The 25,185-nt window shown below is 67.7% G+C and carries 18 protein-coding genes and 1 tRNA gene; 8 read left to right on the forward strand and 11 right to left on the reverse strand.

Annotated features, from left to right (window positions below; genetic code table 11):
* Positions 1 to 4: 4 nt before the first annotated feature.
* Entirely contained in the window at positions 5 to 553 is a 549-nt protein-coding gene (locus tag MAY35_RS02310; protein ID WP_238419025.1) for a PadR family transcriptional regulator, read from the reverse strand.
* 148 nt (positions 554 to 701) lie between these two features.
* Between MAY35_RS02310 and MAY35_RS02315 the strand changes: the two genes are divergently transcribed.
* On the forward strand, positions 702 to 2,033 hold the full coding sequence (locus tag MAY35_RS02315) for a uracil-xanthine permease family protein (RefSeq protein WP_238419026.1): 1,332 nt from the start codon (positions 702 to 704) through the stop codon (positions 2,031 to 2,033).
* Here MAY35_RS02315 and MAY35_RS02320 read toward each other — a convergent pair.
* The 3 genes from MAY35_RS02320 to MAY35_RS02330 form a co-directional block, all read right to left on the reverse strand.
* The gene (locus tag MAY35_RS02320; protein WP_238419027.1) at positions 2,019 to 3,689 is read right to left on the reverse strand and encodes a hypothetical protein; all 1,671 of its coding nucleotides are present in this window, start codon (positions 3,687 to 3,689) and stop codon (positions 2,019 to 2,021) included. The genes MAY35_RS02315 and MAY35_RS02320 overlap by 15 nt on opposite strands.
* Positions 3,689 to 4,060, reverse strand: coding sequence for a hypothetical protein (locus tag MAY35_RS02325; protein ID WP_238419028.1), 372 nt, complete (start codon positions 4,058 to 4,060; stop codon positions 3,689 to 3,691). The genes MAY35_RS02320 and MAY35_RS02325 overlap by 1 nt, the downstream gene beginning before the upstream one ends.
* A 176-nt stretch (positions 4,061 to 4,236) precedes the next feature.
* Positions 4,237 to 4,310 (reverse strand) — tRNA-Arg (locus tag MAY35_RS02330).
* Positions 4,311 to 4,633: 323 nt separating this feature from the next.
* Between MAY35_RS02330 and MAY35_RS02335 the strand changes: the two genes are divergently transcribed.
* Positions 4,634 to 6,658, forward strand: a complete 2,025-nt coding sequence (locus tag MAY35_RS02335; RefSeq protein WP_238419029.1) for a cytochrome c oxidase assembly protein — start codon at positions 4,634 to 4,636, stop codon at positions 6,656 to 6,658.
* 11 nt (positions 6,659 to 6,669) lie between these two features.
* Here the strand turns inward: MAY35_RS02335 and MAY35_RS02340 are convergent, their stop codons facing one another.
* On the reverse strand, positions 6,670 to 7,254 hold the full coding sequence (locus MAY35_RS02340; RefSeq protein WP_238419030.1) for a chorismate mutase: 585 nt from the start codon (positions 7,252 to 7,254) through the stop codon (positions 6,670 to 6,672).
* A 158-nt stretch (positions 7,255 to 7,412) separates the two neighbouring features.
* On the opposite strand from MAY35_RS02340, the gene MAY35_RS02345 reads away from it, so the two are divergent.
* Positions 7,413 to 7,841: a single-stranded DNA-binding protein gene (locus MAY35_RS02345; protein WP_238419031.1), complete on the forward strand. Its 429-nt coding sequence runs from the start codon at positions 7,413 to 7,415 to the stop codon at positions 7,839 to 7,841.
* A gap of 37 nt (positions 7,842 to 7,878) precedes the next feature.
* Here the strand turns inward: MAY35_RS02345 and MAY35_RS02350 are convergent, their stop codons facing one another.
* Genes MAY35_RS02350 through MAY35_RS02370 form a run of 5 tightly spaced genes read right to left on the reverse strand, consistent with a single transcriptional unit; the run spans position 7,879 to position 12,886 of the window.
* On the reverse strand, positions 7,879 to 8,292 hold the full coding sequence (locus MAY35_RS02350) for an ATP-binding protein (RefSeq protein WP_238419032.1): 414 nt from the start codon (positions 8,290 to 8,292) through the stop codon (positions 7,879 to 7,881).
* 43 nt (positions 8,293 to 8,335) lie between these two features.
* Positions 8,336 to 8,674 (reverse strand): STAS domain-containing protein, encoded by a 339-nt coding sequence (locus MAY35_RS02355; protein ID WP_238419341.1) that lies wholly within the window; start codon positions 8,672 to 8,674, stop codon positions 8,336 to 8,338.
* Positions 8,674 to 10,650, reverse strand: a complete 1,977-nt coding sequence (locus MAY35_RS02360) for a glycosyltransferase family 2 protein (RefSeq protein ID WP_238419033.1) — start codon at positions 10,648 to 10,650, stop codon at positions 8,674 to 8,676. Before MAY35_RS02360 ends, MAY35_RS02355 begins: the two co-directional genes overlap by 1 nt.
* Positions 10,647 to 11,882: a PP2C family protein-serine/threonine phosphatase gene (locus MAY35_RS02365; protein WP_238419034.1), complete on the reverse strand. Its 1,236-nt coding sequence runs from the start codon at positions 11,880 to 11,882 to the stop codon at positions 10,647 to 10,649. The genes MAY35_RS02360 and MAY35_RS02365 overlap by 4 nt, the downstream gene beginning before the upstream one ends.
* A gap of 11 nt (positions 11,883 to 11,893) precedes the next feature.
* Complete coding sequence (locus MAY35_RS02370) at positions 11,894 to 12,886, reverse strand: glycoside hydrolase family 26 protein (protein ID WP_238419035.1); 993 nt, start codon at positions 12,884 to 12,886, stop codon at positions 11,894 to 11,896.
* 271 nt (positions 12,887 to 13,157) lie between these two features.
* On the opposite strand from MAY35_RS02370, the gene ettA reads away from it, so the two are divergent.
* From ettA to MAY35_RS02395, 5 genes are all read left to right on the forward strand, one after another.
* Entirely contained in the window at positions 13,158 to 14,831 is a 1,674-nt protein-coding gene (gene ettA / locus MAY35_RS02375) for an energy-dependent translational throttle protein EttA (RefSeq protein WP_238419036.1), read from the forward strand.
* Positions 14,832 to 14,871: 40 nt separating this feature from the next.
* Entirely contained in the window at positions 14,872 to 19,605 is a 4,734-nt protein-coding gene (locus tag MAY35_RS02380; RefSeq protein WP_238419037.1) for an NAD-glutamate dehydrogenase, read from the forward strand.
* Positions 19,606 to 19,671: 66 nt separating this feature from the next.
* Positions 19,672 to 21,930, forward strand: coding sequence for a molybdopterin-dependent oxidoreductase (locus MAY35_RS02385; RefSeq protein WP_238419038.1), 2,259 nt, complete (start codon positions 19,672 to 19,674; stop codon positions 21,928 to 21,930).
* Positions 21,931 to 22,004: 74 nt separating this feature from the next.
* Positions 22,005 to 22,496, forward strand: coding sequence for a thioesterase family protein (locus tag MAY35_RS02390; RefSeq protein WP_238419039.1), 492 nt, complete (start codon positions 22,005 to 22,007; stop codon positions 22,494 to 22,496).
* Entirely contained in the window at positions 22,496 to 23,182 is a 687-nt protein-coding gene (locus MAY35_RS02395; protein WP_238419040.1) for a hypothetical protein, read from the forward strand. Before MAY35_RS02390 ends, MAY35_RS02395 begins: the two co-directional genes overlap by 1 nt.
* A gap of 26 nt (positions 23,183 to 23,208) precedes the next feature.
* On the opposite strand, the gene MAY35_RS02400 is transcribed toward MAY35_RS02395, so the two are convergent.
* Positions 23,209 to 25,170 (reverse strand): glycoside hydrolase family 13 protein, encoded by a 1,962-nt coding sequence (locus tag MAY35_RS02400; RefSeq protein ID WP_238419041.1) that lies wholly within the window; start codon positions 25,168 to 25,170, stop codon positions 23,209 to 23,211.
* Positions 25,171 to 25,185 lie beyond the last annotated feature (15 nt).

Raw genomic sequence — 25,185 nt, forward strand, 5'->3', positions numbered from 1 at the left:
GGATTCAGAGTTCGGAGAGTTCGCGTTCGAGTGCGGGGATGACCTCGTCGACCCACTCGATGAACCCCTGCTCCTGGCGGATGCCGCCTCTGAGGACGAGATATTGGTGGAGTTTGCGACCGGTCAGTGTGTCGGGCTCGGGGTAGTAGTCGGCCTGGAATCCGGTGTACAGCTTGAGTTGTGCGAGATGCTCGTCGCGGTGTGCCTTCAGTTCGCCGATGATGGCGGCGAGGTCGCCGAACTCCGCGGCCCGCAATTTGACCCCGATGTCGCTGCGCAGGGGTTGCAGCGGGGTCGGGCTCATCGCCCATTCGGCCAGGGCATCGCGGCCGGTATCGGAGATCGTGTAGACCTTCTTGTCCGGGCGGCCGTCCTGGCTGATCGACTCGACGCTCACCAGCTCGTCGTCGAGGAGCTTCTTCAGGGTTCGGTAGATCTGCTGGTGGGTCGCCGACCAGAAGTAGCCGATGGTCCGGTCGAACTGCTGACCGATCTCGTAACCCGTCCCGGGCCGCTCGGCGAGCGACACCAGAATCGCATGCTCCAGCGCCATGCGAGCAAGCTAACACTGCAACAGTGCACTATGCAACAAGGTGTATATGAGCCTAGTTGCATAACGGTTGCTTCCTGCGCACGTGCCGCAGCGACGAGCGCGCACCGAAGTGAGGCGACGTGAGGCCCCGTGCCGCAGACTGTTCCGCATGAACGAACCGGGGACGAGGTCCCAGAGCCTGCTGTCATGGACGCTGACCGAGAACACCGTGGTGGCACCGGAGGAGCGGTTGACCTGGCCGCGCACGGTGACCATCGGACTCCAGCACGTGGTCGCCATGTTCGGCGCGACCTTCCTCGTGCCGGTGCTGACCGGCTTCCCACCGTCGACGACGCTGTTCTTCTCCGGCATCGGCACCCTGCTGTTCTTGCTGATCACGCGTAACCGGCTACCGAGCTATCTCGGATCGAGCTTCGCGATCATCGCGCCCGTGACCGCTGCCGTCGCCTCCGACGGCGCATCGTCGGCGCTGGGTGGTCTCGTTGCGGTGGGTGCACTCCTCGTGATCATCGGACTCATCAGTCATTTCGCCGGGGTGCGATGGATCGAGACGCTCATGCCGCCGGTCGTGACCGGCGCCATCGTCGCCCTGATCGGCCTGAACCTGGCCCCGGTCGCCAAAGACAACTTCGTCAAGGACCCGGTTCTGGCCACTGTCGTCCTGGTCCTGCTCGTCGCCTCCGCAGTACTGTTCCGCGGGCTCCTGGGACGCCTCGCGATCTTCCTCAGCGTCGTCGTCGGGTACGTCCTCGCTCTGGTCCTCGACTGGCTCGACGAGAACAACGACTTCATCGACACCTCGAAGATCGGCGACGCGGCGTGGATCGGGCTGCCCGATTTCCAGACACCGACCTTCGATCTGGGGGTGCTGCCCCTGTTCCTCCCGGTGGTGCTGGTGCTCGTCGTCGAAAACATCGGTCACGTGAAGTCCGTGGCGATCATGACGGGCCGGGACTACGACGACAGCATGGGCCGTGCGCTGGCCGCCGACGGTCTGGCAACCATGCTGGCCGGCAGCGGCGGCGGTTCTGCGACGACAACCTACGCCGAGAACATCGGCGTGATGTCGGCGACCAAGGTGTACTCGACGGCGGCGTACTGGGTCGCGGGTGGCGCGGCGATCCTCCTGGGTCTGTCACCGAAGGTCGGAGCAGTCATCGCGGCGATCCCGGACGGTGTGCTCGGCGGTGTGACCACCGCGCTCTACGGTCTGGTCGGCATCATCGGCGTGCAGATCTGGGTCAACAACAGAGTCGACTTCTCCAAACCGATCAACCAGTTCACCGCGGCCATTCCGCTCATCATCGGCATCGCCGACTACAGTTGGCGCGTCGGTGATCTCGTCTTCGCAGGTATCTCGCTGGGTTCCGTGGCGGCCTTGGTCATCTATCACTCCATGCACGCGATCGGTCGGTGGCGCGGGACACTCGACATCGGCGGCGAGCCGGATCGTCCGGAACCGCCCTCATCGCAGCCGTAGCGGTATGTCGGGGAGTGGCCCCGGAAGGTCGATGTCGCCGTCGGCGCGGTCGTTGAGGAGATAGAGCCACCACACGGGTGGGGGCGCCCCCAGTGGTGGGGGCAGCGTGGGCACATCCGGTGCACGTGGCACGTACACGTCGGGCTCCGCGCCGATGATGACCTTCACCATGTTCTGGAACGCCGTCGAGTCCGGGTCGTGCCAGTAGGCGCCATGGGTGACGAGACCCCTGTCGACTGTGCGTCCATCTACGTCGACTGTGCCGGTGTCCAGCCTGATCACGCCGGGCGCGGTGTCGGGATCGTGGCCATGGGGGTTCCCGGGGAGGGACTGCACATAGTGGATGGGGTCACCGGGGAAGGTGAGCGAGTACCGGTCGACACCACCGGGATGCGGTGTGTCGTGGATCCCGGTGCCGGCCGACGACGCGTAGATCACCCGGTCGGGCGCCAGGCCGAGTTGTTCGGCCGTTCCGACAACCGAGCCGCCGTACGAATGACCGACGAACGTCGTTGTCGCGCCGGGGGAGTGTCGATCGATCTCGGCCCCGAGTTCGGATCCGAAGAGTGCGAGGCGCGGTGCCATCGCCGCGGCAAAACCGGGACTCGCGGCGGCGACGAGGTCGGCGGGCAGGTCACCGTCGACGTAGAGGAACACCGGACCGCCCGTCTGCCGCGCCAACTCCATTGCGGCGGTTCGGTTTCGACCGACCACTGAGTCGAGGTCGGTACCGGTCCCGGGCACATAGGTCGCCGTGTTGCGGGTGCCGGGCCGCAGGGTCCCGATCATCTCGACGATCCGTCCCTTCGGGGTGTTCACGAACGTGATGAACCGGCGTTCGACCATGCCGCTGCGGAGTTCGACGCCGGTTGCCGGTTCGAGGAGTCCCCGGAGAGTCTGTGCCCGGCGGCCGCCGCCTCGTCCGGAACGGACCTCGTCACCGAGAGCGTTGCGGATGTTGATCTCGTTGGCCTGGCCGCGGACGTCGAACGGAACGCCGGGCAGATTCCCCATGACATGTGGATTCGCCTGGACCAGGAGTCGTACCTCGGCGGGTGCCATGCGCTCGACGACGTCGCGGATCTGGGCGGGGGTGAGTGTCTCGAGCATGCGGACGGCCTCATCGGAATCCAGTTGTCCGCCATGCGGCAGCGATACCTCGGGCTGACCCGCGATCATCGACTCCAGGTCGGCGGCGCACGCCTCGAGGCGTCCGCCATATCGCTCGTCGAGTGTGTCGACCGCGGCCAGTGCATGGGAGATGGCCCCCTCGATGTCAGCTGCCTGTCGCATCCGATCGGCATCGGTGTGGGTGACCGTGCCGTCGTCGTGGACGGCGAACCCCGACCATCTGGCCGCATCGACGATGCGCAACACGAGGTCACGGGCATGCGAGAGGTCGGCGCCTGCGTCGCACGCCTCGTCGGCGATCATCTGCAGGACGTTGCGCACCTCCCCGGCATGATCCTGCTCTTGCGAGAGACGTTGTCGCGCGGCCGTATACGTCACGCCCCGCCACGACTCGGCGAGCTCGAACGCACGTACCGAGCCGTTCACACCGGTGTCGATCGCGGCGGCGGAGTCCGTTGCGGCGATACCGGCATCGGCGAAGGACTGCGGATGCCATTGCCGCAGTTCGGGAAGCGTCGGCCGCATCAGCGTTCCTCGAGTGCTCGAAAGCTCGCGCCCGAGCGGGCGTCGGCGGCTGCGGATGCGGAGTCGAACGTCCGCAACATCTCGCCCATCGAGGTCAGGCGCTCACCGATCGAGTCAACCGCAAGGCGTGCGGGACCGACCGTCGCGGACAGTGCTTGCGCGACCCGACTCGACGGACCGACCACCGCGCCGATGGCCTCGACATCCGTGGCATGCACGGCGATCCCGGAGGCCTGCCAGGTGCGTGCGATCGACTGGACCTCATCACGGTCGATGCCGAACAACGAAGTCTCCGAACCGGTTCGATTCCATCGGCCGGGTGGGCCGACGGACAGCGGCGGGAATCCGGACAGCGAGCGGGGGAGCGTCATGATCCTCCAGAGAGTCGCGACCCACCGATGTGTGGGGCAGGACTATGACGCACGGCGTGCACTCGTCGGTTCCCGATCCGTTGTGCACTCACCCCGAGTCGCCGCGCACGGTTCGCGACGGGCGGTCGACCGGCCGCGCCGGGAATGCCGGCGGGCATCTGTGGCGGACACGTGGGTGCCCCCGGCAGGACTCGAACCTGCGACCTAGGGATTAGAAGGCCCTTGCTCTATCCACCTGAGCTACGGAGGCTGACCGGCGCGTGTGGCATGCCACGTGGCGTCGGGCACATGGAGTCTACGACATGCTCGGCGGCATCCCGCAGAACCGCATGGCTCCGGTCCGCCCGGGTCGGGATGAGGTCGCATGCGACCTCACTCCGGTGATGCGACCTCGATCGAGGTCGCATGGACGGAACGAGGTCGCGTGCGACCTCGATTCGGCGCGCGGTTCGGCCCGCGGCCGCGGCGAGGGACGTCGACACACGGGCGGGACGGCGCCCCGGGGAGAGACACAGACCACCCCACACCAGGACGAATTGGGATCGTGTCAGCTGCCGGTCCTACAGTTGAGGGATGACCCGCACGTCGACGCCCGCCCCCGCGGAGCAGCATCGCGACGCGATGAACGAACCGCGCGGCGTCGTCACCGCGATCCTCTGGGCATCCGGTTGGCTCGCCGCGATCGTCGCCGTCGCCGTCACCGCGATCTCGGCGGCGTCGGCGCTGAAGCTGACCGGGGTGCCCGACCCGGGCGCACTCACCACCTATGGTCTCCCCGCCCTGACCGCCATCGGTGAGTTCGCTGCCGCGCTCGCGCTCGGCTCGGCGGTGTTCGCGGCCTTCTTCGTGCCGCCCCAGGCGAGCGGCGTCCTCGACGTCGGTGGCTACCGCGCCATCCGGATCGCGGCGGCGAGTGCGCTGACGTGGTCGGTCTGTGCCCTGTTCCTGATGCCGCTGTCGGCGTCGGAGGTGAGCGGGTCGACACTGTCGCAGGCCATCCAACCCGCCAACCTGCTGACCGCCTACGGGCAGGTCGCCGAGGTGCGCACCTGGTTCTGGACGGCGATGTTCGCGCTGGTCGCGGCCATCATCGCGAGGTCGACCCTGCACTGGGGTCCCACGATCGCGGTCATCGCCTTCTCGATCTTCAGCCTGATGCCCTCGGCGCTCGCCGGGCACTCGTCGTCGGGTGGCAATCACGACATCGCCACCAACAGCCTCATCCTGCACATCATCGGTGCGGCCCTCTGGCTCGGCGGCCTCAGCGCCGTCCTGGTGTACGCGCTCGCCTCCGGACACTGGCGAACCCTCGCGGTTCGACGATTCTCCCGGGTGGCGTTCTGGTGCATCCTGGTCGTCGGTGTCAGCGGCGTGGTCAACGCGATGGTCCGCGTGCCCCTGAGTGACCTGTTCACCGACACCTACGGCCGACTCGTCGTGGCGAAGGTGGTCGCCCTCGTCGTCCTCGGCGGGCTCGGGGCGTGGCATCGCCGGGTGACGATCGCGCAGCTGGATTCCGACGCCAAGCCGTCGCTGTTCGTCAGGTTCGGTCTGGTCGAGTTGGCGGTGTTCGCGGCGACCTTCGGGCTCGCCGTCGGTCTGAGCCGTACTCCGCCGCCCCTTGTCGACACCGCAGAGATCTCGGCGACCGAGAACGCGATCGGGTACGACCTCGACGGACCGCCGACGTTCGTCCGCCTTCTCACCGAGTGGCGCTTCGATCTGATCTTCGGTCTCGCCGCCATCGTCCTCGCCGTCGTGTATCTGCGCGGCGTCATCCGACTGAAGCGCCGGGGCGACGCCTGGCCGGTCGGCCGTACCGTGGCGTGGGTTCTCGGTTGTCTGCTGCTGCTCCTGGCGACCTCGTCGGGATTCGGCCGCTATGCGCCGGCGATGTTCAGCATCCACATGATCGCGCACATGCTCATGTCGATGATGGTGCCGGTACTGCTGGTGCTCGGCGGCCCGGTGACGCTGGCGTTGCGTGCGCTGCCGCCCGCGGGCCGGGGCAATCCACCGGGCCCGCGCGAGTGGATTCAGCTGGGTGTGCATTCGGCGCCGTCGCGCATCCTGACCCACCCGCTGATCGCCGCGGTCATGTTCGTCGGCAGCTTCTACGTTCTCTACCTGGGCGGTCTGTACGAGGCCGTGGTCCAGTACCACGCGGCGCACCTGCTGATGAACCTTCACTTCCTCATCAGCGGTTACCTCTTCTACTGGCTGGTGATCGGCATCGACCCGGCTCCGCGTCAGGTGTCACCGGTGGCGAAGCTCGGCATCGTGATGGCCTCGATACCGTTCCACGCGTTCTTCGGCATCGCGCTCATGATGACCACCGCAGTCATCGCCGAGACGTATTACCGCGGGCTCAATCTCCCGTGGAATTACGACCTGTTCGACGACCAGCGCGTCGGTGGTGGAATCGCCTGGGCCGCAGGCGAGATCCCGCTGGTGGTGGTCTTGCTCGCGCTGTTCGTACAGTGGCAGCGCAGCGATACCCGGCAGGCGCGACGCTATGACCGCAACGCCGTCCGCGACCACGACGCCGACCTCGGCAGGTACAACGAGATGCTGAAGGAACTCAACAAGCGCGGTTGACCGGCCCGTCCTCAGCTGGAGCCCGCGCCGACCTGGCAGACCGACGACTCGGCCTGGAGCAGACCGGCGACGTGCAAGGCATCGAACCCGACATCGGCCAGCGTCTGGCTGGTCGAGGCGACCAGTTCCGGCGGGCACCGAAGGCTCGTCACGATGCCGCGTGCAGCGGCCAGTTGGTCGACGATCGCCACGTTGTACTCGTTGATCGCCGTCCGTACCGGACCGAGATCCTCGGTCGCCGGTGGGGCCGTCTGTCCCGGCAGCTGCCACTGCGCGAACAGGCCGCGCTGGACCGTCTTGCTCGCCTCGATCTGGTCACGGAACACACTGCGGACGTAGGCGGGGTCGAGGTCACGCTCGACGGCCAGCTGCGACACCGTGTCGAGGACGACCTGCTCGCGGGCCGGATCATCGATGGCCGCGCCGGACGCCCACTTCGTCGCGGCCACCGTGTCGGCCAGCGCGAGTCTGCCCGCCAGCGCATCGGTCAGGCCCGTCAACGGTGGTGCCGAGACCGGCGCCGCCTCCGAGACGGGCGCGGCCATCACCATCGTGGCCGCGGCAATCAGACCGGTCAGCATCACTCGCATCCGCATTCGGCGAGTCTATGGCCGCAGCCGCACGATGCGTCGGCGATCTGTGGGTAAACCCCGGCGTTCTCCACAGCCAGACGTCGATCGCGATCACAGGCACGACGGCGGGTGATGCTGATGCGGCCACACCTTCCCGTGGCCGACATCTGTAGGAGACGACCATGTTTGAGACGTACACGACCGTCATCGGCACCGTGGTGTCCGACCCGCGCCGGCGCCAGACGACGACCGGCGAGGACGTGATCTCGTTCCGGGTGGCATGTACCTCGCGCCGCATCGACAAGGCCACCGGCGAGTGGTCGGACGGCCCGACGCTCTACCTCACCGTGAGCTGCTGGCGACGCCTGCTGACCGGCGTGGGCGCGGCCATCGCCAAGGGCCGACCCGTGATCGCGCACGGTCAGATCAAGACCAACGAGTATCCGTCGGCCGACGGGTCACGCCGGTCCGACCTCGAGATGACCGCGGTGGCGGTCGGACTCGACCTCAGCCGATGTGTCGTCGACTATCGCGGCACCCCGGCGAACGGCCGTGCGGCCGACGCGCCGGCTGTCGCCGGGTCCACCGAGGGGCGGCGATCAGCCGCGTGAAGGAGCGGTCAGCGTTCGGCCGGCGAGCCGGGGACCGTCAGGCCGACCGGTTGCGGACCAGTCGCCAGTGATTTCGACCGTCGGCGCGGCGGTAGGCGAGTTCGTCGAGAACGTTGATCGCGATGGCCAGACCGCGACCCCGTTCGGCCAGCCCGTCGGGCAGTCGCACGGCGTCGAGATCGATGCGTGCGGGGTTCCCGTCGTCGGAGTACCGAGCCTCGATCCGGTCCGGGGACACCTCGAGTTCGAGGCGCAGCGTGAGGGCTCCGCCGTTGTCGGCATGCTCGACGACGTTGGCGCCGATCTCGGCCATGGCGAGCTCGAACTGCATCGCGTCCATGTCATCGATCGGACACTCGGCGAGGAGGTCGGCGAGCAGGGCGTGGATGTGCTCCATCGTCTCGGGGGAGGTGATCTCCTCGAGGGCGCGGGTCGCGGTGTTCTCTGTCATCGCCGACTCCTCGGTCGTGTCGGTGGGGTCACCGGCGGGGCCGTCAGGCCCCGTCGAACGCGGTGTCGGGGGAAGTGTGCACCCGCAGAACGCGATTGAGGTTGGTGAGCTCGAGTACGGTCACCACCTGCTGGGTAGGAGCGGCGATCCGCAGGTCTCCGCCCGCCTGGCGGGCCACCTTCAGGCCGGACACGAGGGCTCCCAGCCCTGACGAATCGATGAAGTCGGTGCCGGACAGGTCGACGACGATCCGCGCCGACCCGGCACCGACCAGTTCGTGTAACTGGTCCCGTAACCGCGGTGCAGCAACCATGTTGAGCCGCCCCTCGGGCCTGACCACCACCGCACCGCCGTCGACGCTGCGGGTCGCGAATTTCGCCATCATTGCCTCTCCTCGTCGGGACCGCGGTACCGCACCGCGGTGATGACAACGCTCAGGATCACCAGGTCGAACAGTACCCAGAACAGGTTGACGCCCACCCCGAGAACAGAGATGGCGCCCCGCCACAATTGCACGATGCCGATCACCGACGCGATCACGAGCAGCGCCATGGCGATCAGCTGAGGCCGAACGATGTGCCAGGGCAACGCATCCTGGGACTGTTTGGTCTTCGGTGTGACCGCGAAACCCAGCGGCCGGTTCATGTACACGTTGCGAAAGGCGGTGGTACAGGCCTTGATCCACACGGGAAAGAGCGCGAGGCTGTACTGCTGCCCGCGCCAGGTCGGCGTCCCGCGTGCCACCACCAGGAACAGCAGCTGATTGACGACCAGGAACGGGATGAGGCGGATGAAGAAGTCCCAGCTGTAGGCCTGCACCGGAAGTATTCCGAGGACCAGATAGACGATCGGCGCGGCGATGAAGGCAATCGCTGCGAAGCCGGCCAGGTAGCTCCACATCGTCGCCCAGTACATGAGCCGTTGGGTGACGGTGAGGCCCTTCTGGACAAGCGGGTTCTCCCGCAACATCACCTGAATGGTGCCCTGTGCCCATCGCAACCGTTGCGTCACCATGGTTTTCAGGTCTTCCGGTGCGAGTCCGTAGGCCAGGTTCTCGTGGTGGTACGCGGAGTTCCAGCCCAGCGCGTGCAACCGCATGCAGGTGGCCATGTCCTCGGTCACGGAGATGGTCGCGAGCGGCAGCATGGGTTGGGCCTCATCGGTTCTGCCGACGTCGACCGCGGCCACCATGGCCCGGATCGATTCGATCGCACCCAACGGCGACCACTCTCGATCGGCGAGCACGGCGAGCGCGTCGTAGTCGAGCGACCCCGCCCCGGGCTCCTGTTCGCTCAACTCGGTGAGAGCCTCGATCGCCTCCAGATCGGCGCGCATCGCCGACACGTCTGCCTCGACGAGCCCGCGAGCCGCGGAGTCGACTCGTTGCTGGAATCGGTAGGTGATGTCGGCGAGGGGTTCTCGCTTCTTCAGCTCTGTCCGCGCATCCCGGACCGCCTCGTCGACCGCGTCGAGCGCCGCCGACGCGACGGGATTGCCGCGTCCCACCTGTTTGCGCGTCGTCTTCAGGACCGAACGTGCGGTGCGCAGGGCGCGATCGATCCCGTCGTGTACCGCGCCGACGTACTGGGTGATGCCCAACTGCATGAGTGCCTCGCGACGAAGCACCGCATTGGAGCCGCAGAAGAACGCGGCGTTCCAGCCGTCCTTGCCCTGCTGGATCGGCCCGTAGAAGAGCGGCGCCTGACTGCCGAGCGGGTCCGACGGCGGGACGTTGACGAAGTACTGCGGGGTCTGGACGAGGGCCATCTTCTCGTCGTGGAAGTACCCGAGGGTGCGATCGAGGATCTGCGGTTCGGGGATCTGGTCGGCGTCGAGGATCAGGATGAACTCACCATCGGTGTGCATCAAGGCGTTGTTGAGGTTGCCCGCCTTGGCATGTCGGGGTTTGTCGAGCCAGTTCGACGACCGGGTCAAGTAGTCGATGCCGGCCTTCGCGGCGGCCTCGGCCAGCTCGGGACGATCACCGTCGTCGAGGATCCACGTCGTGTGCGGGTACGTGATGGCCTTCGCGGCAAGGGCGGTCGTCATCACGAGTTCCATCGGTTCGTTGTAGGTGGTGATGAACACATCGACCGTGGCGCCCTCGGGAGGTGCGGGAGGTTCGGGCCGGTGCTGCAGTCGCCACATGGTGAGACCGAACAGCAGCGAATCGATGAGACTGTAGGTCTCGGCGACGACGAGCGGCACCGCGATCCACCAGGCGTGCCAGTTCACCGACACCAGCCATCGCCAGACGATGTAGTTGATGCCCAGGGCAGCGGCGACGACGATGAGCGCCCGCAGCCAGGGGGACGGCGCGGTGCGGGTGAGGGAGGCGGTGTCGGCGCTCTCGCTCATCCGGACCCGTCTCGCCGGATCGCCACGACCGTCACATCGTCGATGGGTGTCAGTGCCGAGACCAGATCGCTCACCATCGAACACACGTCGGCCGGAGTCGCGGTCTCCTCGAACGCCGCGCGAAGCGCCGCGTCGTCGCCGTCGGGCAGGAGATCGAGAAGCCCGTCGGAGCTGATCACCAGCATGTCGCCGGGCGCGAGGTCGATCGTCGCCGACTCCCACGTCTCGTGGGGCAGGATGCCGATGGGCAGACCGCCGCTGGTGACCGGTTCCACCGCTCCGCTGTTCCGCCGCACCACCGACAGTCCGTGACCGGCATCCACATAGTCGATGCGCCCGTCATCGGTGCGCAGCCGCGCGTGGAAAGCGGTCGCGAACGTCTCGGTGCCGGCGAAGTCATCGGCGAGCTGATCGGCGACCGCCGTGACCACCTCACCCAGGTCGTCGGTACCGCTCGAGTCGCGCCGGCCCGAGTCCATCGCGCGAGACGCGGCACGCACAGCGGAGCGGACGGTTGCGGTCAGGATGGCCGCGCCGAGACCCTTGCCCATCACATCGGCGACGGTGAACACGAGGCCGTGCCGCCATCGGTAATGGTCGTAGAAGTCCCCGCCGACGGCGTAAGCGGGAAGGCACATCGCCGCGATGGAGTAACCGGGAACGACGCCGAGGGGAGGCGGCAACAGTCGGCGCTGCACGAGCGCTGCGCGTTCGAGGTCGTCGGAGTTCTCGATCTCGCGCTGTGCCCAGGCGGCGAGCTCACGGAACGCGGCCTGCTGGTCGGTGGTGAGCTCGCGCGGTTGCGTGTCGTAGAGGCAGAACGTCCCCACGGGGTGACCGCCCGGACCGTACAGCGGATACCCGGCGTAGAACCGGATGCCGTCGTCGGCAGCGATCTGGGGAATGGCGGCGAAGGCGGGGACCTTCGACACGTCGCGGATGATGAGGGCCGGGTCCTCGGGATGGTCGTAGGCGCGCGCGACGGTCACCTGGCAGACCGTCTGCTCGCGCGGGAGATCCTCGAGCTCGATGCCATCGACCGCCTTGAACCACTGGCGGTCGCGGTCGAGCAACGACACCGTCGACATCGGCACGCCGAACACGGCTTTCGCCATCCGGGTGATCTGGGCGAAGCGATCTTCGGGAGGGGAGTCGAGCAGATGCAGCTGCTCCACCGCGTGCAGTCGCGCCTCCTCGATCTCCGGGTCGATGTGGGCGTCCGTCACGGTCATGCCTGCTCCCGTCATCGCAGTCCTGCTTCCTCGAGGGCGCGGGCCATCGCTGCCCCGGCTGCCGCCGTGCTCCGCAGACCCCAGTCCGCTTCTTTGTCGTGGTCGAACCAGACGAAGCCGGTGACGTTCTCGGCGCCGTCGAGGTAGGCGACCAGGTCCGCGATCCACTCGGCCTTGGACCCGCCTTCCTCGGCGGATCCGACCTCTGTGACGAGTATCGGTGTGCGCGACGACAAGTTACGGAGCTGTCCGAACGAGGGCCCGAAGAGGTCCTCGGGCGACGTCCATCGGTGGCCCGGGACCGATCCCCAGTTGTAACCGTCGATGCCGAGGACGTCGACGTAACCGTCACCGGGATACCAGCGGGACAGGGGAGCGTCGTCGGCGAGCGGGACGTTGGGCGCCCACACCCACTTCACGTTCGCCGCGTTCTTCGACGCGAACAGATCGTGCACGTGGCGCCACGCCGCGACATAGAGCTCCGGCGACGTGCCACCCGCCGGGCTCCACGGGTACCAGTCGCCATTGGGTTCGTGGGCGAAGCGGAGGTACACCACCGAACCCCAGGCGGCGAGCTCGTCGGCCCAGCGATACAGGTAGTCGTCGTGCGTCCCCGCGACGATCGACGACATCGAGAACGCACCACGGTCGTAGTCGTCGCCGCCGAGATGACGCCACGGCTCCCAGGTGACGATCGGCTCGGCCCCTTCCGCGACGACCGCATCGAGCGCGGCGATGGGCGGGATCGCGGTGAAGTCCGCGAAGAACATGTTGACGGTGGGCCGGACCCCGGTCACCTCGGTCACGGTCGCCAATTCGGCGGGGGCCAGCGGACCGCTGGGGGTGCTGACGCCGAACCGCAGACAGGGTCCGGCCGGCTCGTGCAGCGGGGTGATGGTCGACGGGCACTCGCGCGGTGTCGGGGAACAGGCGGCGACGCCCAGCGAGGAGCCGAGCACTCCCAGGACCACCATCACGATGGTCCATCCGGGTGCCACACCCATCGACCACTCCCGTCGCCTCGCCACCGTGCACCGGCACGGCCGCCTCGCCCAGCCCCCTTCTTGTCCCCACGACATTGTCCCGGCAAACCTCCTGACCCGCGCGCCAACCCGAGAACGGGCCGTCCACACCGGTCCTGCGTCCAAGCGCACCGGACCGTCGACCGGCATCCGGCGGCGACTAGGCTGGATTCCATGTGTGTGTGCACAGGCGCGCACCCCCCGCGTCCGCGGCTGACAATCACCGGCAACGAGCAGTCCGAAGGAGTTCTACGTGGCTGAGTTCATCTACACCATGAAAAAGGTGCGCAAGGCGCACGGCGACAAGGTCATCCTCGACGACGTCACCATGTCCTTCTACCCGGGCGCCAAGATCGGTGTCGTGGGTCCCAACGGCGCGGGTAAGTCGTCGATCCTGAAGATCATGGCCGGCCTCGACCAGCCGTCGAACGGTGAGGCCTTCCTCGACCCCGATGCGACTGTCGGCATCCTGCTGCAGGAGCCGCCCCTCAACGAGGAGAAGACGGTCAAGGAGAACGTCGAGGAGGGGATGGGCGAGATCAAGGTGAAGCTCGACCGCTTCAACGAGATCGCCGAACTGCTCGCCACCGACTACTCCGACGAGTTGATGGAGGAGATGGGCAAGCTCCAGGAAGACCTGGACAACAACGACGCCTGGGACCTCGACTCACAGCTCGAGCAGGCGATGGACGCGCTGCGCTGCCCGCCCGCGGATTCCCCGGTGACCCACCTCTCCGGTGGTGAGCGCCGTCGCGTCGCACTGTGCAAGCTCCTCCTGCAGAAGCCCGACCTCCTGCTGCTCGACGAGCCGACCAACCACCTCGACGCCGAGAGCGTGCTGTGGCTCGAGCAGTTCCTGGCGACCTACCCGGGCGCCGTGCTGGCCGTGACCCACGACCGGTACTTCCTCGACCACGTCGCGCAGTGGATCTGTGAGGTCGACCGCGGCAAGCTGCACCCCTACGAGGGCAACTACTCCACCTACCTGGAGAAGAAGGCCGAGCGTCTCGAGGTCCAGGGCAAGAAGGACCAGAAGCTGCAGCGTCGCCTGAAAGAGGAGCTCGCCTGGGTGCGGTCGGGTTCCAAGGCCCGCCAGACCAAGAACAAGGCGCGACTGTCCCGATACGAGGAGATGGTCGCCGAGGCCGAGAAGACGCGCAAGCTCGACTTCGAGGAGATCCAGATCCCGACCCCGCCGCGCCTGGGCGACGTGGTGGTGGAGGTCAGCCACCTCGACAAGGGATTCGACGGCCGTGTCCTGATCAAGGACCTCTCCTTCACTCTGCCGCGTAACGGCATCGTCGGTGTGATCGGTCCCAACGGCGTCGGCAAGACCACGCTGTTCAAGACGATCGTCGGGCTCGAGGAGCCCGATTCGGGCAACGTCAAGGTCGGCGAGACGGTCAAACTGAGCTACGTCGACCAGAGCCGCGCCAACATCGACCCCAAGAAGAACGTGTGGGAGGTCGTGTCGGACGGTCTCGACTACATCGAGGTCGGCCAGAACGAGATGCCCTCGCGTGCATACGTGAGCGCGTTCGGCTTCAAGGGGCCGGACCAGCAGAAGAAGGCCGAGGTCCTCTCCGGTGGTGAGCGCAACCGCCTGAACCTGGCGCTGACCCTGAAAGAGGGCGGCAACCTGATCCTGCTCGACGAGCCGACCAACGACCTGGACGTCGAGACCCTGGGCTCTCTGGAGAACGCGCTCGAGAACTTCCCCGGCTGCGCCGTGGTGATCAGCCACGACCGCTGGTTCCTCGACCGGACCTGTACCCACATCCTCGCGTGGGAGGGCAACGTCGAAGAAGGGCAGTGGTTCTGGTTCGAGGGCAACTTCGAGGCCTACGAGGCCAACAAGGTCGACCGCCTCGGCGCCGACGCCGCCCGCCCCCACCGGGTCACCCACCGCAAACTCACTCGCGATTAATCCCGCCCCCGTCCGGCACGGGTGACTAGCATCGGCAGATGTGACGTCACTCGTGCCGGACGCGGTGAACCACTACTTCAAGTCGCGGACCGACGGGTCGGCTGCCGAGGCGGTCGCCGACCGGGTCGTTCGACACCTCGACGTCGTCCGGACCCGCACACCGGGACGCGCCCTCGTCGAGGCCACCGAAGACGACCGCGGCGGGGTCGAGATCGTCGTCGTGAACGACGACATGCCGATGCTGGTCGAAGCGGTCCTGGCCACGGTCGAGGGCCACGACCTGACCATCGACCGGATGGACCATCCGGTGGTGCCGGTCCGGCGAGACGCCGACGGCACTCTCGAGGCGATCGACGACACCGCCGACGCGGACTGGGAGTCGTGGATTCTCGTCCGCGGACTCGCCGCCCATCCCGGCTCCGGCATCGAGCCTCTCCGTACCGAACTGTTCGACGTCATCTCGCGCGTCGCCGATGTCGACGCCGACGCGCCACGGATGCGCGCGCAGCTGAGCGAATGCGCGACCGGCCTGTCGACGACGCCGCCGCCCGACGCGTCCGGAGTCTCCGACACCGAGCGGCACGAGTACGCCGAGCTGCTGGAGTGGTTCGCGGGCAACCATTTCCACCCACTCGGATACGCGAGGATGTCGGCGGACGGCACGGAGGACACCAGTGCACGTCGTGGTGTCTGGCGCACCGACTCCATCACGCGCGACTTCCCGTCGGTGACCGACCGCCCGCTGCTGCCACGGGCCAGCCGGGTCTTCGTCGCCACGGGCATCCAGCGCTCCAACTTCCCGGTTCTGCTGCAGGTTCCGGCGTTCGACGATGACGGCGGTCACGACGGCGAGCACCGGTTCCTCGGCACGCTCACCTCCGCGGGCGTCCATCAGGCGGTCCTCGACGTCCCCGTACTGCGAACCAAGGTCCACGACGTGCTCACACGGGCGGGTGTCGACGAGGACTCGTTCGCCGGCCAGTCGATGATCGAGCTGCTGCAGAACTACCCGCTCGTCGAGATGTTCGCCTCCACCGACGACGAACTGGAACGCCGTGTCACCGAGATGCTCGATGCGGTTTCGACCCGTTCACTACGTCTGTTCCTCCGCACCAACTACGACGGTCGGACCGCGGTGGCGCTGATCTATCTGCCGCGCGACCGGTACAACACCGCAACCCGGCTCGCGCTGGAGAAGGCGCTCGTCGACGAATTGGACGGCCACGCACTGGAATACACGGCGCGCGTGAGTGAGATGCCCCTTGCGCTCCTGCAAGTGCTGGTGTGCATCGACCCGTCGACCGCGGCCGAACTCGGCTCGGTCGACACCGGGTCCCCGGCGCATGCCCGTATGCAGGCGGCCCTGGCCGCAGCCATCCGCGGCTGGGACGAACGCGTCCGCGAACTCGCCGCGGAGGAAGAGTCGGCCGGGGTCGACGGCGGGGCCGACATCCTGCTGCGTCAGTTGTCGTCCCTGTCCGACGACTACAAGGAACTGCGGGATCCGCGCGACGCCCTCGACGATCTGGCCAGGGTGGTCGGGCTCTCGCCCGGCGACATCGCGGTCACCCTCGACGCCCCGGACGGCGTCGAATCCGAAGCGGCGCAGAAGAGCTGGAAGTTCACGCTCTATCTGTGCGGCGCGTCGGCGACCCTGACCGACGTGCTCCCGGTGCTGCACAGCCTCGGTCTCGACGTCCTCGAGGAGCACCCGTACGAGATCCACCGTGCGGACTCGACGGTGTGCTGGGCCTATGAGTTCAGCGTGGATCTCACCGCCGGGATGACGGTCGACCACGATCACATCGACGATCTCGAGGAGCGTTTCACCGAGGCGTTCCGTCAGATCTGGCAGGGCGGGGCCGACGTCGACGCCTACAACGAACTGATCATCCGATGCGGCCTGGACTGGCGGTCGGCGGCGATGCTGCGGGCCTACGGGCAGTATCTGCGTCAGTGCGGGTTCTCCTACAGCCCCGCCCACGTCGCGAGCGTGCTGGGTGCCCACCTCGCCATCACGCGCGGACTCGTGGACCTCTTCGTGGCCTCCTTCGACCCGGACGGAGCCGACGAGGAACGTCGAGAAGAACTGCGCGACACACTGACCGAGGAGATCGGGCTCGTCCTGAGCCTCGACGCCGATCGGATCGTCTCCGCCTTCGCATCCGTCATCAACGCGACATCGCGGACCAACTACTTCGTCCCCGGTGACGGTGACGCACACCGACCGGTGATCTCGTTCAAACTCCGACCCCGCGACATCCCGCAGACGCCGAAACCCCGTCCGCTGCATGAGATCTTCGTCTACTCCCCGCGCGTCGAGGGAGTGCATCTGCGTTTCGGTTCGGTGGCGCGCGGCGGGTTGCGCTGGTCGGATCGTCGCGAGGACTTCCGGACCGAGGTCCTCGGCCTGGCCAAGGCCCAGGCGGTGAAGAACGCGGTGATCGTACCCCTCGGTGCCAAGGGCGGTTTCGTGGTGAAGCGTCCCCCGCAGCCGACCGGTGAGAGCACGCGCGACCGGGACGCTCAACGGGAGGAGGGGATCGCCTGCTACCGGCAGTTCATCGCCGGGCTGCTCGATGTGACCGACAACATCGATCTGACCACCGGCGAGGTGATCCCCGCCCCCGGCGTCGTACGGCTCGACGCCGACGACACGTACCTGGTCGTCGCGGCCGACAAGGGGACCGCCTCGTTCTCCGACATCGCCAACGAGGTGTCGACGTCCTACGGGTACTGGCTGGGCGATGCGTTCGCGTCGGGCGGGTCGGCCGGTTATGACCACAAGGCGATGGGCATCACCGCCCGCGGGGCGTGGGAGTCGGTGAAGCGACACTTCCGTGAGATGGGCACCGACACCCAGTCGCAGGACTTCACCGTCGTCGGGATCGGCGACATGAGCGGCGACGTGTTCGGGAACGGGATGCTGCTCAGCGAACACATCCGCCTCGTCGCCGCCTTCGACCACCGGCACATCTTCGTCGACCCCGACCCACAAGCCGAGCCGTCTTTCGGCGAGCGTCGACGGCTGTTCGATCTGCCCCGGTCGTCGTGGGAGGACTACGACGCCGAGTTGATCTCGGCCGGCGGCGGAGTGTGGGCCCGCGACCGCAAGTCGATCCCGATCAGCCCGGAGATGGCCGGCGCACTGGGCATCTCCGACGGTGTGGACGAACTGTCGCCGCCCGATCTCATCCGGGCCATTCTGCTCGCTCCGGTCGACCTGCTCTGGAACGGCGGCATCGGCACCTACGTCAAGGCGTCCACCGAATCCCATGCGAGCGTGGGCGACAAGTCCAACGACGCGATCCGCGTCGATGGCAACGAGGTGCGGGCCAAGGTGATCGGGGAGGGCGGCAACCTCGGTGTCACCGAGCGCGGACGCATCGAGTTCGACCTGTCCGGCGGCCGCATCAACACCGACGCCCTGGACAACTCGGCGGGCGTGGACTGCTCCGATCACGAGGTCAACATCAAGATCCTGCTCGACGCGGCGGTGTCGTCGGGCGGACTCGACGCCGCCGATCGTGACCCGTTGCTCGAATCGATGACCGACGATGTCGCGGATCTCGTTCTGGCCGACAACATCTCGCAGAACTCCGAACTCGGATTCTGCCGGTCCTTCGAGCTGACGCGCGTCGAGGTCCATGCCCGGATGCTCGAACACCTCAGGGACAAGCGAGGAGTCGACCTCCGGCTGGAGGCGCTGCCGGAACCGCGCGAGTTGCGCAGACGCGTCGGCGGGGAGCTCAACCGCGGACTCACCTCTCCCGAATTCGCCACGCTCATGGCGCATGTGAAGCTCGAGTCCAAGTCCGATCTGCTCGCCACGGACCTGCCGGACAACGACGTCTTCGCGCCGCGGATCGCGCGGTACTTCCCGGAGGCGCTGCGTGATCGTTACGGCGACGAGATCCGCGGGCACCGCCTGCGAAGGCAGATCGTGGCGACGACCCTCGTCAACGACGTCGTCGACCACGCGGGCATGACACATCTCTTCCGGCTGAGCGAGGGCAGCAGCTGCTCCACCGAGGAGGGCGTGCGCGCCTACGTGGTGTCCAACAAGGTCTTCGGCATGAACGAGGTCTTCGAGCGCATCCGGCACGCGCCGGCCCCGGCCCAGGCGATCGACGAGATGATGCTCTACGCGCGACGGCTGCTGTTCCGCGCATCCCGCTGGCTGCTCGCATACCGGCCCCAGCCGCTGGCCATGGCCGCCGAGATCACCCGCTACAGCGGTCGCATCGCCGAGCTGAGCGAGGTCGCCGACCGCTGGTACGGCCAGAGTTCGGCGCTCGACATCTCCGAACGAGCCGCGTCGTACGCCGACCAGGGTGTGCCCGAGGACCTCGCCCACACCGTTGCGGTCAGCCTCCACCGGTTCTGCCTGCTCGACATCATCGATGCCGCCGAGATCGCCGACCGCGACACCGAGGAGGTGGGTGAGCTCTACTTCGCGGTGATGGAGCACTTCGGGCTCGAAGGCCTGCTCTCCGCGGTGTCGGATCTCGACTACGGCGATCGATGGCACGCACTCGCACGCCTGGCGCTGCGCGACGACATGCACGGAGCCCTGCGGTCGCTGACGCTCAAGATCCTCGAGGTCAGCGAGCCGGACGAGAGCTCCGCGGAGAAGATCGCGGAATGGGAGTCGTCCCAGTCCAATCGGCTCAGCCGAGTGCGCAGTGTGCTCCGGGAACTCGAGGAGTCCGGTACCGCCGACCTCGCGACGCTGTCGGTCGCGGCGCGGCAGTTGCGAAGTCTCATCCGCTGATGCGGAGGACAGCCGACGTTGGGCGAAGTCGCGTCGTCGGCTCGCACCGCCGAATAGCCTGACACCATGACCCGCACGGCACCACGAATCTGTCCGCTCTGCGAGGCGACCTGCGGTCTCTCGCTCGTCGTCGATCACGATCCCGACACCGGACGAGAACGTGTCACGGGCGCCCGCGGGGACTCCGAGGACGTCTTCAGTCACGGATACATCTGCCCCAAGGGGGCGAGCCTGGCTCAGCTGGACAACGACCCGGACCGGCTCGACCGGCCACTCGTCCGGCGCGACGGACGCCTGGTCGAGACCGACTGGGACACGGCCCTGACCGAGGCCGTCGACGGACTGACGGAAGTGATCGCAGCCCATGGCGGCCCGGCGGTGGGCTTCTACCTCGGGAATCCCTCGGCGCACACGGTCGCGGGCACGATGTACGCACCGCTGCTCATCCGTGCCCTCGGAACCCGCAACGTGTTCAGCGCCAGCACCCTCGATCAGATGCCCAAGCAAGCGGCCACGGGCTATCTCGTCGGTCACGCGGGCACCTTCGCGGTCCCGGATCTCGATCGCACGGATCATCTCGTCGTCATCGGCGCGAATCCGGTGGTGTCCAACGGGAGCGTGACGACCGCGGCCGACTTCCCGGGCAAGCTCGCCGCGCTGCGCCGGCGCGGCGGCCGCCTCACCGTGATAGACCCGGCCCGCACCCGGACGGCGAGACTCGCCGACACCCACCTCGCACCGCGACCGGGCACCGACGCCGCGCTGCTGTGCGGGGTCGTGCAGTGTCTCTTCGAGGAGGGACTCGTCGCCGACGACCTCGGGGGCATCGCCGCGCACGTCATCGGCGTCGACGAGGTGCGACGCGAGCTGGGCGACCTCACCTCCGAACGCGTCGCCCCGTACTGCGGAATCCCTGCCGAGGACATCCGGGCGCTCGCACGATCGATCGCCGGGTCGCCGACCACGGCGGTCTACGGCCGGATGGGTACCACCACAGTGGAATTCGGCACACTCGGCAGCTGGCTGATCGACGTCGTGAACATCCTGACCGGCAACTACGACCGGCCCGGTGGAGTCATGTTCCCGCTGGCGCCGACGGCACCGTCGCCGCGTCCGCCGCGCGCCGGCCGCGGATTCCGCACCGGACGGTGGCGCAGCCGGGTGTCCGGCCACGCCGAGGTGGGCGGCGAGCTACCCGCGGTCGCGATGGCCGAGGAATTCGAGACCCCGGGGGACGGACGACTCCGTGCCCTCGTGACGGTCTCGGGCAACCCCGTCCTGTCCGCGCCCAACGGCGGACGTCTGGGACGTGCACTCGACGAGGCGGATTTCGTGGTCTGCGTCGACCCGTACCTGAACGAGACCACGCGGCACGCACACGTCATCCTGCCGCCGCCGCGCCCGTCGCAGAGTCCCCACTTCGACGCGATCCTGAACAATCTGGCGGTCCGCGCCACGGCCCGCTACTCACCACCCGTGCTGCCGCTCGCGCCCGGGCGCCCCGACGAGATCGAGATCGTGGCCCGGCTGATCCTCGGCCTCTCCGGAGCCGGGGTCGGCGCCGATCCCGGCCTCGTCGACGAACAGGTGATCGGCGCGACCCTGTCGAAGGAGGTGACCGACCCGCACTCACCGGTCGCGGGCCGCGCCGTGGAGTCGCTGATCGCCATGCTGCCCGAGGCGCCCGGTCACCAGCGGCGGCTGGACATGCAGTTGCGACTCGGCGCGTACGGCGATGCGTTCGGAACCCGCGACGGCCTCACCTTCGCCGATCTGCTCGCCGCGCCGCACGGCATCGACCTGGGACCGATGCGACCCCGCCTGCCCGGCGTGGTGCGGACCGCGTCGGGCAAGGTCGAACTCGCGCCCGATCCGCTCATCGGCGACCTCGAGCGCCTACGGTCCGCACTCGACGCCGGTGGGGAGGACGTGGGCGCCGAGGGTCGTCTACTCCTCGTCGGCCGGCGCCATCTGCGGTCCAACAACAGCTGGATGCACAATCTCCCGGCGTTGACCGGCGGAACCAACCGCTGCACGCTGCTCATGCACCCCGACGACGCGGATCGACTCGGGATCTCCGATGTCGCCAAGATCCGCGGCTCGGGCGGATCGCTGACGGTGCCCGTCGAGATCACCTCCGACATCCGGCCCGGCGTCGCATCACTGCCGCACGGCTGGGGTCATGACGCCGACGGCATCCAGCTGAGCGTCGCCACCGCCGACCCCGGGGTCAACGTGAACGACCTGAACGACGGGACAGTGCTGGATCCGCTGTCCGGAACGGTCGTGCTCAACGGTCTGCCCGTGGAGATCGCGCCTGCCTGACCCCGAGTGACGGTGCGTAGGGTTGGACCGGGCCGGCCATCCGGGACCGGCCGGCCAGTCCTACCAGACAGGGGATGACTCACGTGCTGAACGAGGATGCCGGTACGACCACCGCCGACGGTTATCTGGTGAAGGTGCCCGTGCGCTGGTCGGACATGGACGTCTACGCGCACATCAACCATGCGCGGATGGTCACCCTGCTGGAAGAGGCCCGCATCCCGTGGCTGTTCTACGACGGACGACCCACCGCGCCCCTGCGTGATGGTTGCCTCGTCAGTGACCTGCATGTGAAATATCAAGCGCAACTCCGGCATTCCGAAGGGCCGATCGAGGTCACGATGTACGTCCAGCGCTTGCGTGCCGTCGACTTCACGGTGGGGTACGAGGTGCGGGCGGCGGGAGCCGACCCGGCGTCGCGGCCCGCTGTCGTGGCGAGCACCCAGCTCGTCGCCTTCGATGTCGCGGCGCAACGCATCGCGCGGCTGACGCCGGAACAGAAGGACTACCTCGCGGGATTCCGGCGGGCCGACGCGCAGTCCGTTCCGTCGCAACGCGGACGACCCTGATGGAACGCCATGTCGCGGTAGCGGCGTCCGACCTGTCCAATGCGACGGCCTTCCTCGCCCACGCGGTGCGACTCGACGACGCGGCCGTCGTACGGGTGGTCGCGCGTGCCGACGGCCTGATCGCTCTCTGGACCCACACCGGATTCGAGGTGCTGGCCACGCGGGCGGTGTCCGGTTCGGTGGCTCCCCGCGACGTGGTGTGCGACGCGTCGGCCCTGCATGCGGCCCTCGGCTCGGGCATCCCCGGCGAACCGGTGGATCCCGGGTTCTCGCTCGACAGTGCTTGGCGCGGTGCACTTCCCGCGACGGTCGGGTTCCGGCACATCGACGACGTCCCCGCGCGCAGCGTCATCGCCCTCGCCCGTGACGGCGCGCGTGTGGCCCGTGACGAGGGGAGCGCCCACGGGCCCGCGACCGGATTGCTCGACCAGGATGTCCTGGAGGTGTCCACCGACGACGGTGCGTTCACGGCGGCGGTCACGATGCGGTCGGTGTTCGCGCTCACCGGAATGGGATTCATCCGGGACGCGAACGGCCGCGCGGTGACCGAGACCTCGGACGCCGATGCCGTTGCCCCGGACGAACCGGTACGAATCCGCATGTCCGCGGCGTGGATTCGAGTCGACGCGCGGTACGGGTCGGTGTATCAGCGACGGCACCGCGATCTCGCGGTCACCGTCCTCTGACCGATCGCGGACGCCCCGTCGGCGCTTCAGACCAGCCAGGCCGCGGAATCCGGGGCCAGCATGCCGTCGACGAGAGGTGAACTGACGAGCAGCAATTCGCCCGGGGGAAGCGGTACGGGCACCTCGCCGGCGTTGAGCGCGCAGATCAGCCTGCCGCCGGATCGACGGAACGCCAGACAACCCTCGGGGGCCCCGTACCACTCGATGTGGTCGCCCGCGAATTCCGGTCGTTCCATGCGCAATTCGATCGCAGCGCGGTAGAGCGACAACATGGACCCGACGTCCTCGAGCTGAGCCTCCACGGTCAAGGTGGCCCACGACGCCGGCATCGGCAGCCAGGTGTCGGCAGACGTGCTGAAACCGAACGGCGGGTCGGTGCCCTCCCAGGGCAGCGGGACCCGGCAGCCGTCGCGTCCGCGTTCGGTCCGACCGGACCGCTCCCAGACCGGGTCCTGCAGTGCCTCGTCGGGGAGATCGTCGACGTTGGGCAGGCCGAGCTCGGCACCGTTGTAGAGGAAAACCGTTCCGGGCAGCGCCATCTCGACCACGAGCATGGCGCGCGCCCGGCGGGTGCCGCGATCGAGGTCGAGAACTCCCGTCTCCGGATCGGCAACGGCATATCGCGTCACCTCGCGGGCGACGTCGTGATTGGACAGCGTCCACGTCGGGGTTCCCGACACCGACAGGACCGCGTCGAGTGAGTTCTCGATCGCCTCCCGGATCGCTCCGGATTCGAACGGTGCCTTCGCGAGTCGGAAGTTGAAACCGAGGTGCAGTTCGTCGGGTCGCAGGTATTCGGCGAATCGTTCGTTGTCACTGACCCAGATCTCACCGACGTTCGCGGCACCGGGGTACTCGTCGAGCACCTTGCGGATCTTGCGGTGGATGTCGTGCACCGCATAGTTGTTGAAGCGCGGGTCGTCGTCGGAGTTCTGCAGCAGCTTGGTCGACGAGAGATCCATGTCCGGCAACTCGGCGGGTTTGGCCATGCCGTGGGCGACATCGATGCGGAAGCCGTCGACACCCCGGTCGAGCCAGAATCGGAGGGTCTTCTCCAGATCAGCCCAGACGTCGGGGTTCTCCCAGTTCAGGTCCGGTTGTTCCCTGGCGAAGATGTGCAGATACCACTGGCCGGGCGAACCGTCGGCCTCGGTCACGCGGGTCCAGGCCGGGCCGCCGAAGATGCTGTGCCAGTTGTTGGGCGGCTCGTCGCCGTTCTCCCCGACACCGTCGCGGAAGATGTAGCGCGCTCGCTCGGGGCTGCCGGGCGGGGCCGCGAGGGCGGCCTGGAACCACTCGTGTCGATCACTCGTGTGGTTGGGGACGAGATCCATCGTCACGCGGATGTCTCGTTCGTGTGCCTCCGCGATCAACTCGTCGAAGACGTCGAGATCGCCGAAGAGCGGGTCGATGTCGCGAGGGTCGGAGACGTCGTAGCCGTGATCGGCCATCGGGGAGGCCATGATCGGGCTCAACCACAGCGCGTCGATGCCCAGGAGTTCGAGGTAGCCGAGCTTGTCGATGACCCCGGCGAGGTCACCGACACCGTCGCCGTCGAGATCGGAGAACGAGCGCGGGTAGATCTGGTAGAACACCGCGGACTTCCACCAGGTCTCGTCGGTGGGGTCGAGTTGCGGTACGACGGGCCGGGTTGTCGCGTCACCGATCGCCATGTCGGCCGACCCGGCATCTGCAGGTTCGGTGTCCGCGGGCTCGGAATCTACGAGTTCGGGGTCTGTGATTTCGGGGTCTGCACGCTCGCCGTCGGGGAGTTCGGTCTGCGGGAGGTCGGTGTCCGGGTCGGCCGGATCGTCCGAGTCCGCGATGGTGTCCGCGTCCGTTGCGTCGTCGCCGCTCTCCGCGTCGTCGGCAGCGGTCACCGCCGCCGGATCCGTCACCTCGGCGCCGGTGTGCGCGCCGTCTGGCTGACCCCCGTCAGATGGCGCGGCGGGGACATCATCGGGTGTCTCATCGCTCACCGTGGTCATTGTGCCCTACCTGAG

Origin of the sequence: Gordonia sp. 'Campus' (assembly GCF_022206305.1) — a bacterium.
GTDB lineage: Bacteria > Actinomycetota > Actinomycetes > Mycobacteriales > Mycobacteriaceae > Gordonia.

Bases quoted from the DNA above. Each gene is read 5' to 3' on its own strand.
- MAY35_RS02310 (WP_238419025.1), bottom strand. From the start codon at position 553: ATGGCGCTGGAGCATGCGATTCTGGTGTCGCTCGCCGAGCGGCCCGGG.
- MAY35_RS02315 (WP_238419026.1), top strand. From the start codon at position 702: ATGAACGAACCGGGGACGAGGTCCCAGAGCCTGCTGTCATGGACGCTG.
- MAY35_RS02320 (WP_238419027.1), bottom strand. From the start codon at position 3,689: ATGCGGCCGACGCTTCCCGAACTGCGGCAATGGCATCCGCAGTCCTTC.
- MAY35_RS02325 (WP_238419028.1), bottom strand. From the start codon at position 4,060: ATGACGCTCCCCCGCTCGCTGTCCGGATTCCCGCCGCTGTCCGTCGGC.
- MAY35_RS02335 (WP_238419029.1), top strand. From the start codon at position 4,634: ATGACCCGCACGTCGACGCCCGCCCCCGCGGAGCAGCATCGCGACGCG.
- MAY35_RS02340 (WP_238419030.1), bottom strand. From the start codon at position 7,254: ATGCGGATGCGAGTGATGCTGACCGGTCTGATTGCCGCGGCCACGATG.
- MAY35_RS02345 (WP_238419031.1), top strand. From the start codon at position 7,413: ATGTTTGAGACGTACACGACCGTCATCGGCACCGTGGTGTCCGACCCG.
- MAY35_RS02350 (WP_238419032.1), bottom strand. From the start codon at position 8,292: ATGACAGAGAACACCGCGACCCGCGCCCTCGAGGAGATCACCTCCCCC.
- MAY35_RS02355 (WP_238419341.1), bottom strand. From the start codon at position 8,674: ATGGCGAAATTCGCGACCCGCAGCGTCGACGGCGGTGCGGTGGTGGTC.
- MAY35_RS02360 (WP_238419033.1), bottom strand. From the start codon at position 10,650: ATGAGCGAGAGCGCCGACACCGCCTCCCTCACCCGCACCGCGCCGTCC.
- MAY35_RS02365 (WP_238419034.1), bottom strand. From the start codon at position 11,882: ATGACCGTGACGGACGCCCACATCGACCCGGAGATCGAGGAGGCGCGA.
- MAY35_RS02370 (WP_238419035.1), bottom strand. From the start codon at position 12,886: ATGGGTGTGGCACCCGGATGGACCATCGTGATGGTGGTCCTGGGAGTG.
- MAY35_RS02385 (WP_238419038.1), top strand. From the start codon at position 19,672: ATGACCCGCACGGCACCACGAATCTGTCCGCTCTGCGAGGCGACCTGC.
- MAY35_RS02390 (WP_238419039.1), top strand. From the start codon at position 22,005: ATGACTCACGTGCTGAACGAGGATGCCGGTACGACCACCGCCGACGGT.
- MAY35_RS02395 (WP_238419040.1), top strand. From the start codon at position 22,496: ATGGAACGCCATGTCGCGGTAGCGGCGTCCGACCTGTCCAATGCGACG.
- MAY35_RS02400 (WP_238419041.1), bottom strand. From the start codon at position 25,170: ATGACCACGGTGAGCGATGAGACACCCGATGATGTCCCCGCCGCGCCA.